Source organism: Cupriavidus sp. UGS-1, assembly GCF_021213615.1.
Taxonomy (GTDB): domain Bacteria; phylum Pseudomonadota; class Gammaproteobacteria; order Burkholderiales; family Burkholderiaceae; genus Cupriavidus.
This window is the reverse complement of sequence record NZ_JAJQJF010000022.1, coordinates 41,384-59,025: the sequence shown is the minus strand read 5'-3', so window position 1 is coordinate 59,025 and position 17,642 is coordinate 41,384. Positions and strand designations below refer to the sequence as shown.

The window sequence follows — 17,642 nt, the reverse complement described above, 5'->3', positions numbered from 1 at the left end:
TGCAAGCCAGCGCGTGGCGTCCGGTGTCATCAGGAGAAAGAGAACGCCTGGCTCATCGAACCGCGGCGCCTTGCAGCTGCTCGGCCACTGGACCGAGCGCGAGCGCCGGCACATAGGTCAGCGCACCGACCAGCAGCACCGTGCCGGCCAGCAGCACCACGAACAGCGGTCCGTGCGTCGGCATGGTGCCGGCGCTCGCCGGCACGCGCTTCTTTGCCGCGAGGGTGCCGGCCATCGCGAGCACCGGGACGATCACCCAGAAGCGGCCGAACCACATCGCCGCCGCCAGCAACGTGTTGTAGAACGGCGTGTTGGCCGACAGCCCGGCGAACGCGCTGCCGTTGTTGTTCGCCGCGGACGACAGCGCGTACAGGATCTCGGAGAACCCATGCGTGCCGGGGTTCAGCACGCCGGCGCGGCCGGCGTCGGCCATCACCGCCACCGCGGTGCCCAGCAGCACCAGCAACGGCGTGACGAGAATGACGACGGCCGCCATCTTGATCTCGTAGGCCTCGATCTTCTTGCCCAGGTATTCGGGCGTGCGGCCGATCATCAGGCCGGCGATGAACACCGCCAGCACCGCATAGACCAGCATGCCGTACAGGCCCGAGCCGACGCCGCCGAACACGACCTCGCCCAGCTGCATCAGCAACATCGGCACCAGCCCGCCGATCGCGGTGAACGAATCGTGCATCGCATTGACCGCGCCGCACGATGCCGCGGTGGTGATCGTGGCGAACAGCGCCGATGCCGCCAGGCCGAAGCGCGTTTCCTTGCCTTCCATATTGCCGCCGTCCTGCCAGGCTGATGCGGCGCTGTCCACCGGCAATCCCGCCAGCGCCGGATTGGCCTGGTGCTCGGCCAGCGCGGCGACGCACGCCATCGCGACGAAGATCGCCGTCATCGCCGCGAGCACGGCCAGGCCCTGGCGGCGGTCGCCGACCATCTCGCCGAACGTGAAGCACAGTGCGGCCGGGATCAGCAAGATCGCCAGCATCTCGATCAGGTTGGCCAGCGCGGTCGGGTTCTCGAACGGATGGGCCGAGTTGGCGTTGAAGAAGCCGCCGCCATTGGTGCCGAGCATCTTGATCGCTTCCTGCGACGCGACGGGACCCATCGCCAGCGTCTGCTGTTCCGTACGGACCGGCTCGACGATGGGCTGGCCCAGGGCACCCCGCAGCGGCTGCCCGGCGGCATCGGTCTTCGGCACCGTGTATTCGACCGCCGACACCATCGACACCTGCTTGTAGGCATCGAGGTTCTGGATCACGCCCTGGCTGACCAGGGCCAGCGCGATGACGGTCGCGATCGGCACCAGCACGTACAGCGTGGTACGGGTCATGTCGACCCAGAAATTGCCGATGGTCGCCGCGCTCTGCCGCGCGAAGCCGCGGATCAGCGCAAACACCACGGCGATGCCGGTGGCCGCGGACACGAAGTTCTGCACGGTCAGGCCCAGCATCTGCGTCAGATAGGTCATCGTCGATTCGCCGGCATAGCCCTGCCAGTTGGTGTTCGCGACGAAACTGATGGCCGTGTTGAACGCGGAATCGGGCGACACCGGGCCGAAGCCCTGCGGATTGAGCGGCAGCATGGCCTGCAAGCGCTGCAGGCCATAGACCACCACTACACCGAGCACGTTGAACGCCAGCACGGCCATCGCATACCGCTGCCAGCCCATCTCGGCATCGGCGCGTATGCCGGCGGCGCGATAGAGCAGGCGCTCGAGCGGCCGCCCCCAGGCGGTCCACGCGTATTGGCCGTCCTCGACGGCCCGGCGCAGATAGCGTCCAAGCAGCGGGGCGATCGCCATCAGCACGGCGAGATACAGGGCCAGCAGGCCGATGAACTGCGTGGTCATCAGAATTTCTCCGGGCGCAGCAGCGCGATCAGCAGATAGACGAAGAGGGCGGCGGCCATCGCCGCGCCCAGCAGATCGGTCCAGTCCATCATTGCCCCCTGCCCGAGGTGGCGCCGCGCGGCGCCGAGTCGTTCGCCGGGCCATGCTGGCCCGCATTGGCCGGTGCGCGCGGCGCCAGCGCGACGCACAGCCGCAGCAGCGCGGCGCCGAGTCCGGCGAAACCGAACAGTACGATCAGGAAGATCCCGTCCATGGCAAATACCGAGAGTGATACCGGCTTGCAGATTAGGGATGGACGGCTAAAAACGGGGTAGAAAGGCGGCGGTGAGGCGTAAAGAAGGTATAAAGATGCGGCAACCGGTGTCGTCAATCGATTTGCGGCATTGTTTTGACAGCCCGGCACATGACCTGTATAACGGGAACCGCAGGATCTTCAAGCAAGCACGTCGATTACCGAGTTGGCCGCCCCCGGCTCCGCCACTTCTTCTCCATGTTTCTTCTTGATCGTCATGCCCCTCGGGACATTCGTCCGATGGGAACAGTCCAGGAGATAGTCATGGATACCGGTACCGTAAAGTGGTTTAACGATTCGAAGGGCTTCGGCTTCATTACGCCGGACGCCGGCGGCGACGATCTGTTCGCGCATTTTTCCGAAATTCAGGGCAGCGGCTTCAAGTCGCTGCAGGAAGGACAGAAGGTGCGCTTCGTGCGCGGCGTCGGCCAGAAGGGCCCGGCCGCCACGAAGATCGAAGCGATCTGACGCTAGCCACGAAAACCCCGCACCTGCGGGGTTTTTTATTGCCGGCGGTTCTTTTGCTGATTGCAGCAAGCCGGCGTCCACGTTGTTCAACAGGAGCGATGCATGGACTCCCTTCCGACCGCCAGCTACAAGGGCTACGAGCTCTATCCGCTGGTCTACCGGCGCGCGCCGGTGCAGACATGGCCGCGCACCAAGCCCGAACTTGCTTTCGATGTCTCCGTGATGATCTGCGTCGAGGGCCAGCCGCCGGGCAACGAGCAATCGCGGCTGTACCGCCTGACCAGCGGATCGTGCGAGAACGTCGGCACCGCTAGGCGCGCCGCCGTCGACTACGGCCGCGCCATCATCGACGGCCTGGTTCCGACCGAAACGCTGCCTACGGCCTGAAGCGCCAAAGCGAGCCCGCCATGAGCGAAGCCGTCAGTTACCTTTGTACGTTGCCATGGGCCGGCACCAGCCTTGCCTACCATGTCAGCGTCAATTTCGCCGGTTCCGGCGAATGCGATTGCGTGCGCTTCACCAGCTTCGTCGGCGTGGGCCGGCGCTCCTTTACGATCCGCGCCGGTGCGGGCGCGGACCTGCGCACGCTGACGCGCGACGGCGAGGCGCTGTGCCGGCTGGCCATCGGCCAGGCGCTGCGCGACGCGTTGCACGACAAGACGCTGGCCGGCGACCACCTGCTCGATGCGCTGGCCGCACCCTGGCAAGGCGAGCTGCGCCCGGTACGGTCGCGCGACGCGAGCCGGCCCGCCCGTTCGCGGTTGCAGTCGTTCGGCGTGTAAGGCGGGACGGTCGACGCGCGGATCGTCGATCGTTCAGCGTTCCCGCTGTCCGGCATCGGCGGCCGCCTGCACCGATTCGGCGCCGAGCCGCACCACTTCGATGCGATCGATGCGCCGTTCGGTCGCCTCCACCACCGTGAAGCGATAACCGTCCAGATCGATCGCACTGCCCGCGGGCGGCACGATGCCGAAGCGGTCCAGCAACAGGCCGCCCAGCGACGCATAGCGCCCCTGCGATTGCGTCCACGGTTCGCCCAGCTCCAGCACATGGGCCACCGCATGCAGATCGGCAATGCCGTCGATCAGCCAACGCCCCTGTCCCGCCGCCGCGATGGTCGGATGTTCATCCTCGTCGGGGAACTCTCCGGCGATCGCCTCGAGCACGTCGACCGGCGTGACGACCCCCAGCACCGCGCCGTATTCGTCGGTCACCAGCACCAGCTGGCCGCGCGAGGCGCGCAGCGTCTCCATCAACGGCAGGATGCGGATCGATTCCGGCACCACGATCGGCGGCCGCAGGCTTGTCTCGTCGATGCGGCCCTGTTCGGCCAGAGTGCCGATCAGGTCCTTGCCGCGCGCGACGCCGAGGATCTCGTCCAGCTGTCCGCGGCAGACCGGAAAGAAGCTGTGCGGCGTGGCGAGGATCTGCCGGCGCAGCGTGTCGGCATCCTGCTCGATATCGATCCACGACAGTTCCGAGCGCGGCGTCATGATCGAGCGGACCGAGCGTTCGGCCAGCGACAGCACGCCGCTGACCATGGTGCGCTCCTCCGGCGCGAACGCGGCCGGCGCGGCGGTATCCGGCCTGACCGGCTCGCCGGCCTGCCCTTGCGCCGCACGGCGCGCACCCAGCAGGCGCAGCACCGCATCCGCGGTGCGCTGCCGCATCGGCCGGCGCGCCTCGTAGCGCAGCAGATTGCGGCGCGCCAGCTGGTTCAGCGCCTCGATGCCGACCGAGAAGCCGATCGCCGCGTACAGATAGCCCTTCGGGATATGGAAGCCGAAGCCATCGGCAACCAGGCTCAGGCCGATCATCAGCAGGAAGCTCAGGCACAGCACGACCACGGTAGGGTGGGCATTGACGAAGCGCGTCAGCGGCTTGGACGCGAACAGCATCACCGCGATCGCGACCACCACCGCGACCATCATCACGCTCAGGTGGTCGACCATGCCGACCGCGGTGATCACCGAGTCCAGCGAGAACACCGCATCGAGAATGACGATCTGCGTGACCACCAGCCAGAAGCCCGCATAGGCGTGCTTCTCGACCTCATGCTCGGGCTTGCCTTCGATCCGCTCGTGCAGCTCCAGCGTGGCCTTGACCAGCAGGAAGATGCCCCCGGCTAGCAGGATCAGGTCGCGACCCGAAAATTCCAGCGGACCGAGCGCGAACAGGGGCCGCGTCAGCGTGACGAGCCACGACATCACCGACAGCAGGCCCAGCCGCATGAACAGCGCCAGCGACAGGCCGATGATGCGCGCCTTGTCGCGCTGCTCCGGCGGCAGCTTGTCGGCCAGGATTGCGATGAAGACCAGGTTGTCGATGCCCAGCACGATCTCGAGCACGATCAGCGTCGCCAGGCCAATCCATATCGTGGGGTCAGTCAGCCATTCCATGTGAGCGTCGTCGCGTGGGGCAGCAAGGGGCCGCCGCGATCGGAATGGCCGCGGCAGCCGGATACGCCACAGTGTAGGGCCGGGCCCGGCTACCGCGTCAATAGGAGGGAGGATGACAAGCGCGGCGCGCGTTCGATCAGGCGGCGGCGCGCGCCGGCGTCCTGCCGGCAGGACGCGCCAACCCAAGATGGTCGCGCAGCGTCGCGCCCGCGTACTCGGTACGGAAGATGCCGCGCCGCTGCAGGATCGGCACCACGCCGTCGACGAAGTCCTGCAGGCCGTCGGGCAGCGCGTCCGGCATCAGGTTGAAGCCATCGGCGGCGCCGTGACGGAACCAGTGCTCGATGTCGTCGGCGATCTGCTCGGGCGTGCCGACGATCACGCGGTGGCCGCCGCCGCCAGCGAGCTCACGGATCAGCGCGCGCACCGTCAGGTTCCGCCGTCTCGCCGCCGCCAGCGTCGCGCGGAAGAAGGTGTGGTTGCCGTTGGCCGGCACGGCCAGATCGTCGGGCAACGGCGCATCGAGCTGCAGTCGCTCGGCCTCGATGCCGAGCGTGCCGGCAAGACGGTTCAGGCTGTAGTCCCATGGAATCAGGTCGACCAGCGCATCGCGCCGCTGCCGCGCCTGCGCCTCGGTGGCGCCGATGATGGTGGTCAGGCCCGGCAGGACCTTGACCGCATCCACACCGCGCCCCAGCGCTTCGGCGCGCGCATTGATGGCGCGCTTGTACGCCAGCGCCTCGTCGAACGACTGCGCTGCCGAAAACACGGCCTCGGCATGGCGCGCGGCGAGCTCGCGGCCATCGTCGGAACCGCCGGCCTGGAACAGCACCGGATGGCCCTGCGGCGGCCGTGGCAGGTTCAGCGGACCGTGCACGTCGAAGAACGCGCCATGATGGCCGACCGGCTGCAGCATCGCGGTATCGACAAAGCGCCCGCGGGTCTTGTCACCGATGAAGGCGTCGTCCTCCCAGCTGTCCCACAACGCCTTGACCAGCGTCGTGAATTCGTCGGCGCGCGCGTAGCGCTGGCCGTGATCGGGCGGGGCGGCCCGGCCGAAATTGCGCGCCGAGCCCGCATCGGCGGTCGTCACCACATTCCATCCGGCGCGCCCGCCACTGACATGGTCCAGCGTCGCAAAACGCCGCGCGACGTTGTAGGGCTCGTTGTAGCTGGTCGATACGGTGGCCACCAGCCCGATATGCGTGGTCGCGGCGGCGACGCAGGCCAGCAGCAGCGTCGGCTCCAGCGCGGTGATCGGACGGAAATGGATCTGGTCGGCGATCGACGCGTTGTCGGCGAGGAAGATCGCATCGAACTTCGCGGCCTCGGCGATGCGCGCCACGCGGATGTAGTGCTGCACGTCGACGAAGGCGCGCGGATCGCTGGCGGGCAGCCGCCATGCGGAGGGCACGAAGCCCGAATGCAGCGCGTTGATGTTCAGATGCAGCTGGCGCGGCGGTGTGGTCGATGTCATCGCGGGTCTCCGATTGCCCAGGACATGGCTCAGAACACCCGGCCTTCGGTCAGGTGGGTGGTCTCGCCGTTCAGGTGATAGGCGCCGACCACGCGCGCCTTGTGCAGCAGCGGGTTGTGGCTGAAGATCGTGCGCAGGTTGCGCCAGTGGCGGTCGAAGTTGTAGCGCTTCGCCGTGAACGACGCCCCGCCCGCCTCGAACATCCGCTCGCCCACGTGCAGCGCCAGCTTGCTGACCACCAGCTGTGTCTGCGCCGTGGCCAGCGCGCCTTGCAGCACCAGCGCCTCGGCATCGTCGGCGCCAGCCAGCAGCGCGTCGGCCGAGCGGTCCAGCATGCGCGCGTTGTCGCGGACCAGCGCGTCGATCGCATGGCTGTGCGCGGCCAGATCGCCGATCACCTGCTGGATGAAATGGTCCTCGCGTGCGGACGGCGCCGGACTGTGCAGCGCGGGACGGCCGTGGTCCTGCACATAGCGCCGCGCATCGGCCCACGCGTTGCGCACGATGCCGGCCGCCACCGCGACCAGATGCAGCTGGCGCAGCGCGCCGCAATGGCGGCCGACCAGCGTGCTGTTGCCGCGCCGGGTCACCTCGTCGGCAAACACCTGCACGTCATCCAGCACCAGGCTGCCGCTGGCCGTCATGCGCTGGCCCATGCCGTCCCAGTCGTCGACCACGCTGAAGCCGGGGCGGTCGGTCGGGATCACGATCGAGGCATCGGCGCCGTCGGCGTCCTTGACGTTGATGCGTGCGTAGTCGGCAAAGGCGGTGCCGGTCGAGTAGTACTTGCGACCCGACAGCCGGTAATGATCGCCGTCGGGGCGCAGCGCCGTGGTGATCTCGCCGGGCCGGGCGGTGCCGACCTCGGTCGATGCCCCGCCGAAGATGGCGCCGCCGACGATGCGCTGCACCTGAAGGTCGTTGAAGGCCGAGCGTGGCGACAGCCGCAACGACTCGGTCTGATCGAAATGGATGCGCAGCGCATGCGCGACGTTGGACTCTTGCGCCGCAATGGTGGCGATCACCTCGAACAGATCGGCCAGCGAGCCGCCCAGCCCGCCCCGCTCCGCCGGAATCCGCAACAGCCCCAGGCCGGACTGCCGGAACAGCGCAAAGCCCTCATAGGGCAGCAGACGCCGCGCCTCGCGCGCGGCCGCATCGGTACCGATCTTCTGCGCCAGCTCGGGCAACGACTCCAGCGCGGCACGCAGGGCGCGGCGCGCGTCGAAGTCCAACGGGGCATTCATTGGCAGGTCCTCCTGGCCGGATCAACAGGCTACGAGGATAGGGACGCTGCGCCTGAAGCGGAACGAAGGAAAGGGGATATCGATATCTGCGGCAGCGTTCTTTGGATAGGTGAAGACGACAAGGACCCACGCCGCAGGGCAGGCCGCGCAAATGAAAAGGGCCCCGCATGAAGCAGGCTCGATCGACTACCGGTAATGGCGTAGATCTCACTCTACCTTTTGTGAAGGCCCTATGCCTCTACAACACTCGTCGTGAGCTGCGATGCCTCTAGGCGTCACCATGCCATCGACACCCAGTAAGCTATGTAGCCAGTGTCGTACACAACAGTCCCGCTACGACGTCCATATCACTCGGCAATGAAATCGTTGGAGCCGAGCTTGCGTGCTCCGTACTTAACAACATATCCCTGAAGCTGCTCGCACGCCAAGCGAGCGGCTTCCTCCGTGGGATGCATGCCCTGCAGGTCCCATGGCGCTTCTCGTAACACCGCCCACCCCCGGATCCATCCGGGATTATCGGGGTCCAATCCAAAAACGCTTCTAGTCATCATCATATATCTTCCGCACTCAGATTCTTGCTGAGTCAATGTCCGAGAAAAGACGATTTGGCTGGGCGATAGACAGCCTCGTACCTAGGCAGCTCCAATCCAGTGATTCCTGCAGCGTGCCAACCGCTCTTCAATTTGTGAATTCTGCTGATGCAACCATCTTCCTCTTTTGGGTTAAAGCCATATCGAGCAGTTCTCGATGGTATGCCAACCGTGTGAGGCGATCTCGTAGGAGCAACCCTCCGATAGCTCCGCCGCACAAGAACGCTAGGCCAAACTGCACTGAGGTTGCTAGCCAACCTGACGCAATCGCTTCCGTCTCCTTCCAAGCCGCCCATCCAAGGCCGGCAAGCGAGATAAATGCAAGTTTATCCGGCGAGCCTGCAAATAACCCCAGCCTTGCATTGATTCGCCTTATTTCGGCATCCAACCAGTTGCAGGCGATCTCCATTGCGCCGGATGGCTCCCGCAACAGCGCTTCCACGTGTTCGAGGTCGTGCTTGACTGCAAGAACCTGTCTTCGTTGCGCATATTTGTCTGCCAATACGACAGTCACGATAGCTGGAACAACATCAAGAACAAGACCACTCACCGCACAGACCACAGAAGATATGCCAAGAATTTGTGCAGCGACCACTACGGCCGGAATCCGACTTTCTGGCCATATGGTGATCAAACCAGCCACAAAAACCAAGAACAAGAAAATAGCACCGGCTATCCACCGCAGCGCAGATGTCAACTTCAGAATCTTGATTTCGAGCCATGATCGAGCTTCCGAATGCGGAAGTGGTTTCATTTTCGCAAGCCGGACAAATAACTCGATGGCGTCCTTTTTCAATTTTTACCTCGTAAATTATGGCTTTAAGATAACAAAGTTCCAATCCGATAGATCGGCATTGTGAGTTCGATGACATACCCCCACGAAGGAGGCTTGCAGATAGAGAAATAGAAGGCGTGACAAATAGAAGCACGTTTTCGGCGCCATAGAAGCCGTATGCACCGGGACATCGGATCGAAGGGTGCTGCATTGAGACGAAGGGCATCTTGAACTCAGAACGTCGATTCTGTCACATCACGCGATAAGCAACGACTACTATCCGGCTTGGCAGCCGATTGAAACCCGACGTAGCCGCCGACGGCAGAGATCGATAAAGCTGTGGCGGAACTAGGGGAAGCCAGAAGTACACCCCCGCTCGAGTCGTTCCGCTCTCTACCGTTCAGCAGGGCATCGCGATACAAATCCTCACGAATTGTAGAGAACCCTTATAGCTAAATTTTAATTGGCAGAATGCTTCCGTCCCGTCGGAATCGAGCCGCTCCGCGCCCCGCCATGTCCAAAGGAATTGCACTATCGCTCTCTCTCGCCTCCCTTGCGTAGGCATTGGTACCTGGATAACAGGGCTGGAGGGACCCGTCCTGGATGGACCGAATAACGCAGGAGAAAGCTCTCGCGCACACTGTACGACGATGGCTTCCTTTTGAGGAAAATGGGCGCTCAGAGAAATTGCTTGTGCCAGAAAGAACGAACACAGTGAGATTTGGTTTTTCAGTACTTCGACATCGAGAGACTCTTGGGACCTTTAAAGACTGCGAATACTATCTCCACCGATTTTTCTTTTACGACCACCCATTGGCAAGCATTACCATCTGAAGTACATTTGCGAGTTGCACTTCAATCGGTTCTATGAACTGAGGGAGCCTATCAAAGATACTTCAGTGCAATGCCGAAAATCCAACCAAGGCACCAAATCAATATCGAGCAGTTCCTTAATTTTTGAGAAGGATTTTGCCCAGAAGCTTCCGGAGAGGAAAAAATTCCCTCACCAATCGCGTCGATTTGCCATGAAGTGGGCGAGATAAACCCGGCCAATGGCGAGATCCCAAACACCTCTATCGGGAGGCTCCAAGGAGGAGGCGCAGCCCGTTCAGACCCGCGCAGCGCGAGCGGAGGAGTACGTCGATTCCCCTGTCCAGACAACTTTGCGCGGCTGCACGTTCCTCAAAACGTAGCGCCGAACAGAGCTCACTAAATCCGCCCTAGGCACCGATTCAAGCGACCCACGAGTGATCCCGGGCGCCGATCGCTTATAAAACCCATAATCCACGGATAAAAAGAAACCCCGCCTGTGAGCGGGGTTGGTCCTTAAAAGTACTGCCTACACAAGATTAAAACGGAATATCGTCGTCCATGTCCTCGAAGCCGTTCGACGGCGACTGCTGCGGCCGGCGTGCGCCACCGCCCTGGCCGCCGCCACCACCTTGCGCACCGCGGCCGCCGCCACCACCGCCATAGCCGCCGCCCGACGATTCGCGGGCGTAGCCGCCGCCTTCGTCGCCGCCGCCACCACCACCCTGGCGCGAGCCGAGCATCTGCATTTGTTCAGCGACGATTTCGGTGCTGTACTTGTCCTGGCCCGACTGGTCCTGCCACTTGCGGGTGCGGATGCGGCCTTCGATATAGACCTGGGACCCCTTGCGCAGGTACTGGCCGGCGATCTCGGCGAGCTTGCCGAAGAAGGCCACGCGGTGCCATTCGGTCAGCTCCTTCATGTCGCCGCTCTGCTTGTCCTTGTAGCGGTCGGTGGTGGCCAGCCGGATATTGGTCACGGCATCGCCACTGGGCATATAGCGCGTTTCGGGGTCCGCGCCGAGATTGCCGACGAGGATGACTTTGTTGACGGATGCCATGAGGTGTTCTCCGAGAACCGCGCCCCGATGGGCGGCGCGGCAATGTGCTGACTGGTTTGACTCTTTCGACTGATTCGCGCCGGGCGCGCCGATGGTAGTGCGGGCCGGCGCCGCAAAGCGTGTCCGCGTGATGCGGCCGTCGCCGTGACCGCCGCGGTTACATCGTGCCCGGCAGGCCGCCGCTCAGTGCGCCGGCTGCGGCTCGCTGTCCGGGCCGCCGTGGCGGACCCTGGCGGGCGGCGGCTTCATGCCCCAGGCGATTATAAGCCAGAGGACCAGCACGGCCGCGCAGCCGTGGAAGACCGCGCTGCGGCCGGCGTGCTGCAGCAGCCAGCCGCCGACGGCGCCGCCGAGGAACAGCCCGATCGCCTGGGTCGTGTTGTAGACGCCGAGCGCGGCGCCGCGCGATGCCGCCGCATAGCGCGACACCAGCGAGGGCTGCATCGCCTCGAGCACGTTGAATGCCACGAAAAACAGCAACAGCACCCCGACGATCGGCCACAGGCCGTGCACCGCGGCGAACAGCAGCTGCACCGCGGTCATCAGCGCGACCGCGCCGAGCAGCACCGGGCGGATGCGGCCATAGCGCTCGGCCGCCATCATCGGCGCCAGCATCAGCAGGAACGACACCAGCACGACCGGCAGATAGACCTTCCAGTGCGAATCGACCGGCATGCCGGCATCGGCCAGCATGCCCGGCACCACCATGAACATTGCGACCTGGGAGGCATGCAGCGCCAGCACGCCGACGTTCATGCGCGCGAGGTCCGGATTCAGCAGCACCTTCGGCAAGACCCGGTGCAGCGGCAGCTGGTCCGGATGGGGCGGCGGCGGGGTCGGTACCAGGAACAGCGTGACGGCGATCGCCAGCAGGCCCAGCACCGACATCAGCGTGAAGATTCCCGGCATGCCGATGGTGCGCAGCAGCGGCGAGGCAATCACCAGCGACAGCGCGAAGGTCAGGCCGATGCTGCCGCCGACCATTGCCATCGCCTTGGTCCGATGGCGCTCGCTGGTCAGGTCGGCGATGCAGGCGGTGATCGCGGCCGAGATCGCGCCCGTGCCCTGCAGCGCGCGGCCCGCGATGATGCCGGTCAGCGTGTCGGAGAACGCCGCCACCAGCCCGCCGGCGACGAACAGCAGCAGGCCGCCGATCATCACCGGCTTGCGGCCGATGCGGTCGGACAGCCAGCCAAGCGGAATATGAAGGAAGGCCTGCATCAGGCCGTAGATGCCCATCGCCAGGCCGATGCGCTGGGCGTCGTGCCCGTCGGGCAGCGTGCGCGCGTATTCGGCGAAGACAGGCAGGATCAGGAACAAGCCCAGCATGCGCAGCGCGAAGATGCTGGCCAGCGACACGCTGGCGCGCAGCTCGACACGGGTCATCCGTGCGGAGGCCGCACCGGCTGCGCGTTCGGCACCATCGGCCGCGGCTGGGGAAGAAGTCTGGGTCGACGGCATTGCGCTCGTGGGGACTCGGGTGTGACGGGTGGCCGGCCGTGCGCCGGGCCCCGCGCCGCGGTACGCGGCCATGCCGGGGCGCCATCCAAACCGCCACCGTGGCCACCGTGCCGGGCGCCGGAGCCGCGCCCTCTCGCCGGCAGGCAGAGGCAGGGGCAACCCCGGAAACCGAAGTTCGGTATATTAGCAGGTTTGCTCCCGGCGCCCGGCGCCGGATCGGCGGGAAGCGGCCCGGCTGGCGAGGCAAGCGGCCGGCGGCACGAAGGTGGCGGCGCGCGGGGCCCGATGGCGGCGACAGCGGCGTTCGGATGGCGGCAAGACTGCCGCCCCACCCCCTCCCCGCCGGCCCGCGCCAAGGCCCCGGCCTGCTTCCTGCTTGAGCGTACGCCCGCAGCCGGCCATGGCGCGGGCGCTCCGTGAGACCGGCCTGTCGACCCCGACTGGCGGCCCCGCCTGGCGAAGACAAACGGTATATGGAAGAAATCAGAATCCGTGGGGCCCGTACCCACAATTTGAAGAACATCAATCTCGATCTGCCGCGCAACAAGCTGATCGTGATCACCGGCCTGTCGGGATCGGGCAAGTCCTCGCTCGCCTTCGACACGCTGTACGCAGAAGGCCAGCGCCGCTACGTCGAATCGCTGTCGGCCTACGCGCGCCAGTTCCTGCAGCTGATGGAGAAGCCGGACGTCGACCTGATCGAAGGCCTGTCGCCGGCGATCTCGATCGAGCAGAAGGCAACCAGCCACAACCCGCGCTCGACGGTCGGCACCGTCACCGAGATCCACGACTACCTGCGCCTGCTGTACGCGCGCGCCGGCACGCCGTACTGCCCGAACCACGACCTGCCGCTGCAGGCCCAGAGCGTGTCGCAGATGGTCGACGCGGTGCTGGCGCTGCCCGAGGACACCAAGTTGATGATCCTGGCGCCGGTGGTGGCCGACCGCAAGGGCGAGCACACCGACCTGTTCGACACGATGCAGGCGCAGGGCTTCGTCCGTTTCCGCATCCGATCGGGCGGCGGCGCCGCGCACGAGGCGCAGGCCAAGGTCTACGAGGTCGACGCGCTGCCCAAGCTGAAGAAGACCGAGAAGCACAGCATCGAAGTGGTGGTCGACCGCGTCAAGGTGCGGCCGGACATCAAGCAGCGGCTGGCCGAATCGTTCGAGACCGCGCTGCGGCTGGCCGACGGCCGCGCGATCGCGCTGGAGCTGGACAGCGGCGCCGAGCATCTGTTCAGCTCGAAGTTCGCCTGCCCGATCTGCTCGTACTCGTTGCCCGAGCTCGAGCCGCGGCTGTTCTCGTTCAACAACCCGATGGGCGCCTGCCCGAGCTGCGACGGCCTGGGCCAGATCACGTTCTTCGATCCGAAGCGGGTGGTGGCCTTCCCCAACCTGTCGCTGGCCTCGGGCGCGATCAAGGGCTGGGACCGCCGCAACCAGTTCTATTTCCAGATGCTGCAGAGCCTGGCGGCGTTCTACGACTTCGACCTGGACGCCGCCTTCGAGGACCTGCCGGCCGAGGTGCAGCAGGTGGTGCTGCACGGCTCGGGCGAGACCGAGATCCCGTTCACCTACATGAACGAACGCGGCCGCACCACCACGCGCTCGCACGTGTTCGAAGGGATCATCCCCAATCTGGAGCGCCGCTACCGCGAGACCGACTCGGTCGCGGTGCGCGAGGAACTGGCCAAGTACCAGAACAACCAGCCCTGCCCCGCCTGCCACGGCACGCGCCTGCGCACCGAGGCCCGCCACGTCAAGGTCGGCGACGGCGAACAGGCGCGCGCGATCTTCGAGATCAGCGGCTGGCCGCTGCGCGACGCGCTGACCTGGTTCCTGACGCTGCAGCTGCAGGGCGCCAAGCGCGAGATCGCCGACAAGATCGTGCGCGAGATCTCGGCGCGGCTGAACTTCCTGAACAACGTCGGTCTCGACTATCTGTCGCTGGAGCGCAGCGCGGACACGCTGTCGGGCGGCGAGGCGCAGCGCATCCGCCTGGCCTCGCAGATCGGCTCGGGGCTGACCGGCGTGATGTACGTGCTCGACGAGCCGTCGATCGGCCTGCACCAGCGCGACAACGACCGGCTGATCGGCACGCTCAAGCATCTGCGCGACATCGGCAATTCGGTGCTGGTGGTCGAGCACGACGAGGACATGATCCGCGCCAGCGACTATGTGGTCGACATCGGCCCGGGCGCGGGCGTGCATGGCGGCCAGATCGTCGCCGAGGGCACGCCGCCGCAGATCGAGGCCTCGCCGGCCTCGCTGACCGGCCAGTACCTGTCGGGCGAACTCAGCATCGAGGTGCCGGCTACGCGCACGCCGCCCGATCCGGAACGGATGCTGCGGATCCTGAACGCCAGCGGCAACAACCTGAAGCAGGTCAACGCCGAGATTCCGGTCGGCCTGCTGACCTGCGTGACCGGCGTCTCGGGCTCGGGCAAGTCGACGCTGATCAACGACACGCTGTATCCGGCGGTGGCGCGCCATCTGTACGGCTCGACGCCGGAACCGGCGCCGCACGACCGCATCGACGGGCTCGAGCACTTCGACAAGGTCATCAACGTCGACCAGAGCCCGATCGGCCGCACGCCGCGTTCGAACCCGGCCACCTATACGGGCCTGTTCACGCCGATCCGCGAGCTGTTCGCCGGCGTGCCGTCGGCGAAGGAGCGCGGCTACGATCCGGGCCGCTTCTCGTTCAACGTCAAGGGCGGACGCTGCGAGGCCTGCCAGGGCGACGGCGTGCTCAAGGTCGAGATGCACTTCCTGCCCGATGTCTACGTGCCCTGCGACGTCTGCCACGGCAAGCGCTACAACCGCGAGACGCTGGAGGTGCTGTACAAGGGCAGGAACATCTCGGAGGTGCTGGAGCTGACGGTCGAGCAGGCGCACGAGTTCTTCAGCGCGGTGCCGGTGGTGCGGCGCAAGCTGCAGACGCTGCTCGATGTGGGGCTGGGCTATATCCGGCTGGGCCAGGCCGCGACCACGCTGTCGGGCGGCGAGGCGCAGCGGGTCAAGCTGTCGCTGGAGCTGTCCAAGCGCGATACCGGCCGCACGCTGTACATCCTCGACGAGCCGACCACCGGCCTGCACTTCCACGATATCGCGCTGCTGCTCAAGGTCATCCACAAGCTGCGCGACCAGGGCAATACCGTGGTCATCATCGAACACAACCTCGATGTGATCAAGACCGCGGACTGGGTGCTGGACCTGGGCCCCGAGGGCGGGGCCGGCGGCGGGCAGATCATCGCGCGCGGCACGCCGGAGGACATCGCCGCCAGCAAGGCGAGCTTCACCGGCAAGTATCTGGCGCCGTTGCTGAAGCGCCCGGTGGAACAGGCCCCGGCGCAGGCCCGGGCACGGGTCAGGCGCCGCTGACGCGCGGAGGCGCCCTGCCCTCGTCGGCGTGCACCCGCGCGGCGCGCGCCTGGGCAGGTGCGCCACCGGCGGCCGCGGGCGCAGCGGCGCCCTCGTCCTGCTGGCCGTCGTCTTCGCGCAGGCGGCTGCGATCGAGCGCCCCGGCCTCTTCCAGCACCGGATAGGCGGTCGCGCAGAACAGCGAGTTCAGCCGCTTCAGGTCGCTGATCACGTCCAGGTGCAGCGAGCTGGTGTCGATGCTCTCGATGGTCTGCGTGGCGACGCGGCGCAGGTGGGTATGCGAATACTTGCGCTCCAGTTCGCGGAAGGTCGCCTTCTCGCGCATCAGCTGCCGGGCGCTCTTCAGGTCGCCGTTCAGGAACACCGACAGCCCCAGCCGCAGATTGCTGATCAGCCGCGCATGCATCTCGGTGATCTCCTGCATGCCGGCTTCCGAGAACACCAGGTTGTGGGCGATCTTCTTGTCGCGCGCATCGAGCAGGATCCGCTCGATGATGTCGGCCGCATGCTCCAGATTGATATTGAGCGAGATGATCTCGGTCCAGCGGCGGCCGTCGCGCTCGTCGAGCGCCTCGACGCTGATGCGCGTCAGGTACAGCTTGATCGCGGTATAGAGATCGTCGATCTCGTCGTCGATGCGGCAGGTGGCGGCGGCCAGCTTGGCGTCGTTGGTCCGCAGCACGCGCAGCATGTTGTCGAGCATCTGCTCGACGCGGTCGCCGATGCGCAGCACCTCGCGCGCGGCATTGGCCAGCGCCAGCGTCGGCGTGGACAGCGCGGCCGGATCGAGGTGGCGCGGCGTGACCTGGCTCTCGCCGGTGTTGCGGCCCGGCAATATCGCTTCGCACAACCGCGCCAGCGGCGCGGTCAGCCCGATCAGCGCGACCGCCAGCACCACGTTGAACAGCAGGTGGAAATTGACGATCAGCCGCTGCGGGTCCGCATCGAGCGCGCGCAGCAGCGTCTGCGCCTCGTCCAGCAGCGGCAGCGCCACCACGCAGCCGAGCAGGCGCGACAGCAGATTGCCCAGCGTCACCCGTTTGCCGGGCTGGTTGTTGCCTGAGGTCGTCAGGAACGCCGAAATGCCGGAACCGAGGTTGGCCCCGAGCACCAGCGCCAGCGCGACGGGGATGGACACCACGCCCGCCGAGGCCAGCGCGCCGCAGAACAGCACCACGGCCAGGCTGGAATAGGACAGCACGGTCAGGAAGGCGCCGACCAGCATGTCGAGCGCGGTGTCGCCGGTCAGGCTGGCGAACAGCACCTTGACGCCGGCGGCCTCGACCACCGGACGGGTCGCATTGGAGATCAGCTCCAGCGCCAGCGTGATCAGCCCCAGGCCGATCAGCACGCGGCCGACGTGGCCCGGTCTGCTGCCCTTCCAGCTCAGATGCGCGATCACGCCGATGAAGATCAGCAGCGGCGACAGCCACGACAGGTCCAGCGAGAACACCTGCACCATCATCGCGGTGCCGACGTTGGCACCGAGCATGATGGCCAGCGCGGGCGCGACCGCGATCAGGCCCTGGCTGACGAAGGAGCTGACGATGACGGCGGTCGCATTGCTGCTTTGCACCAGGCCGGTCACGCCGAGGCCGGCGGCGAAGGCGGTGAAGCGATTGGCAACGCTGGCGGAGAGCACGTGGCGCAGGTTCGCGCCGTAGACGCGCAGAATACCGACCTTGACGATATTCGTGCCCCAGACCAGCAGCGCGACCCCGGAGAGCAGATGAAGCAGAACGCCCATGGTGTGGCACCCATTGCGGCCGGTGCGGCGGTCAGAGGCAGGGGCCGCCCGGCCCTTGTTGTGAATGAACG

General features: G+C 65.9%; 14 protein-coding genes. 4 read left to right on the top strand and 10 right to left on the bottom strand.

Annotated elements, in window-relative coordinates:
• Positions 1 to 52: 52 nt before the first annotated feature.
• Genes kdpA through LRR16_RS21985 form a run of 3 tightly spaced genes read right to left on the bottom strand, consistent with a single transcriptional unit; the run spans position 53 to position 2,114 of the window.
• On the bottom strand, positions 53 to 1,861 hold the full coding sequence (kdpA, locus tag LRR16_RS21995) for a potassium-transporting ATPase subunit KdpA (RefSeq protein ID WP_232207110.1): 1,809 nt from the start codon (positions 1,859 to 1,861) through the stop codon (positions 53 to 55).
• On the bottom strand, positions 1,861 to 1,953 hold the full coding sequence (gene kdpF / locus LRR16_RS21990) for a K(+)-transporting ATPase subunit F (protein WP_232207109.1): 93 nt from the start codon (positions 1,951 to 1,953) through the stop codon (positions 1,861 to 1,863). The genes kdpA and kdpF overlap by 1 nt, the downstream gene beginning before the upstream one ends.
• Positions 1,950 to 2,114, bottom strand: coding sequence for a hypothetical protein (locus LRR16_RS21985; protein WP_232207108.1), 165 nt, complete (start codon positions 2,112 to 2,114; stop codon positions 1,950 to 1,952). The genes kdpF and LRR16_RS21985 overlap by 4 nt, the downstream gene beginning before the upstream one ends.
• A 303-nt stretch (positions 2,115 to 2,417) precedes the next feature.
• Between LRR16_RS21985 and LRR16_RS21980 the strand changes: the two genes are divergently transcribed.
• From LRR16_RS21980 to LRR16_RS21970, 3 genes are all read left to right on the top strand, one after another.
• A complete protein-coding gene (locus LRR16_RS21980; RefSeq protein WP_006578114.1) occupies positions 2,418 to 2,621 on the top strand; it encodes a cold-shock protein in 204 nt (67 codons plus the stop codon).
• Positions 2,622 to 2,723: 102 nt separating this feature from the next.
• Positions 2,724 to 3,008 carry a hypothetical protein gene (locus tag LRR16_RS21975; RefSeq protein ID WP_006578113.1) on the top strand — a complete coding sequence of 95 codons (285 nt, stop codon included), beginning with the start codon at positions 2,724 to 2,726 and terminating at the stop codon, positions 3,006 to 3,008.
• Positions 3,009 to 3,028: 20 nt separating this feature from the next.
• Positions 3,029 to 3,403 (top strand): hypothetical protein, encoded by a 375-nt coding sequence (locus tag LRR16_RS21970; RefSeq protein ID WP_023263391.1) that lies wholly within the window; start codon positions 3,029 to 3,031, stop codon positions 3,401 to 3,403.
• A gap of 33 nt (positions 3,404 to 3,436) precedes the next feature.
• Here LRR16_RS21970 and LRR16_RS21965 read toward each other — a convergent pair whose 3' ends face one another.
• From LRR16_RS21965 to LRR16_RS21940, 6 genes are all read right to left on the bottom strand, one after another.
• Positions 3,437 to 5,020 (bottom strand): TerC family protein, encoded by a 1,584-nt coding sequence (locus LRR16_RS21965; protein WP_232207107.1) that lies wholly within the window; start codon positions 5,018 to 5,020, stop codon positions 3,437 to 3,439.
• Positions 5,021 to 5,156: 136 nt separating this feature from the next.
• Positions 5,157 to 6,497 (bottom strand): LLM class flavin-dependent oxidoreductase, encoded by a 1,341-nt coding sequence (locus tag LRR16_RS21960; protein WP_232207106.1) that lies wholly within the window; start codon positions 6,495 to 6,497, stop codon positions 5,157 to 5,159.
• A 29-nt stretch (positions 6,498 to 6,526) separates the two neighbouring features.
• Positions 6,527 to 7,744, bottom strand: coding sequence for an acyl-CoA dehydrogenase family protein (locus tag LRR16_RS21955; RefSeq protein WP_232207105.1), 1,218 nt, complete (start codon positions 7,742 to 7,744; stop codon positions 6,527 to 6,529).
• A 678-nt stretch (positions 7,745 to 8,422) separates the two neighbouring features.
• Complete coding sequence (locus LRR16_RS21950) at positions 8,423 to 9,130, bottom strand: hypothetical protein (RefSeq protein ID WP_232207104.1); 708 nt, start codon at positions 9,128 to 9,130, stop codon at positions 8,423 to 8,425.
• A 1,328-nt stretch (positions 9,131 to 10,458) separates the two neighbouring features.
• Positions 10,459 to 10,980, bottom strand: a complete 522-nt coding sequence (locus tag LRR16_RS21945; RefSeq protein ID WP_006578107.1) for a single-stranded DNA-binding protein — start codon at positions 10,978 to 10,980, stop codon at positions 10,459 to 10,461.
• A 183-nt stretch (positions 10,981 to 11,163) separates the two neighbouring features.
• On the bottom strand, positions 11,164 to 12,441 hold the full coding sequence (locus tag LRR16_RS21940) for an MFS transporter (RefSeq protein ID WP_064572538.1): 1,278 nt from the start codon (positions 12,439 to 12,441) through the stop codon (positions 11,164 to 11,166).
• A gap of 473 nt (positions 12,442 to 12,914) precedes the next feature.
• On the opposite strand from LRR16_RS21940, the gene uvrA reads away from it, so the two are divergent.
• Positions 12,915 to 15,824, top strand: coding sequence for an excinuclease ABC subunit UvrA (gene uvrA / locus LRR16_RS21935; RefSeq protein WP_023264487.1), 2,910 nt, complete (start codon positions 12,915 to 12,917; stop codon positions 15,822 to 15,824).
• Here uvrA and LRR16_RS21930 read toward each other — a convergent pair.
• A complete protein-coding gene (locus LRR16_RS21930) occupies positions 15,811 to 17,571 on the bottom strand; it encodes a Na/Pi cotransporter family protein (protein WP_232207103.1) in 1,761 nt (586 codons plus the stop codon). The genes uvrA and LRR16_RS21930 overlap by 14 nt on opposite strands.
• Positions 17,572 to 17,642: the final 71 nt, after the last annotated feature.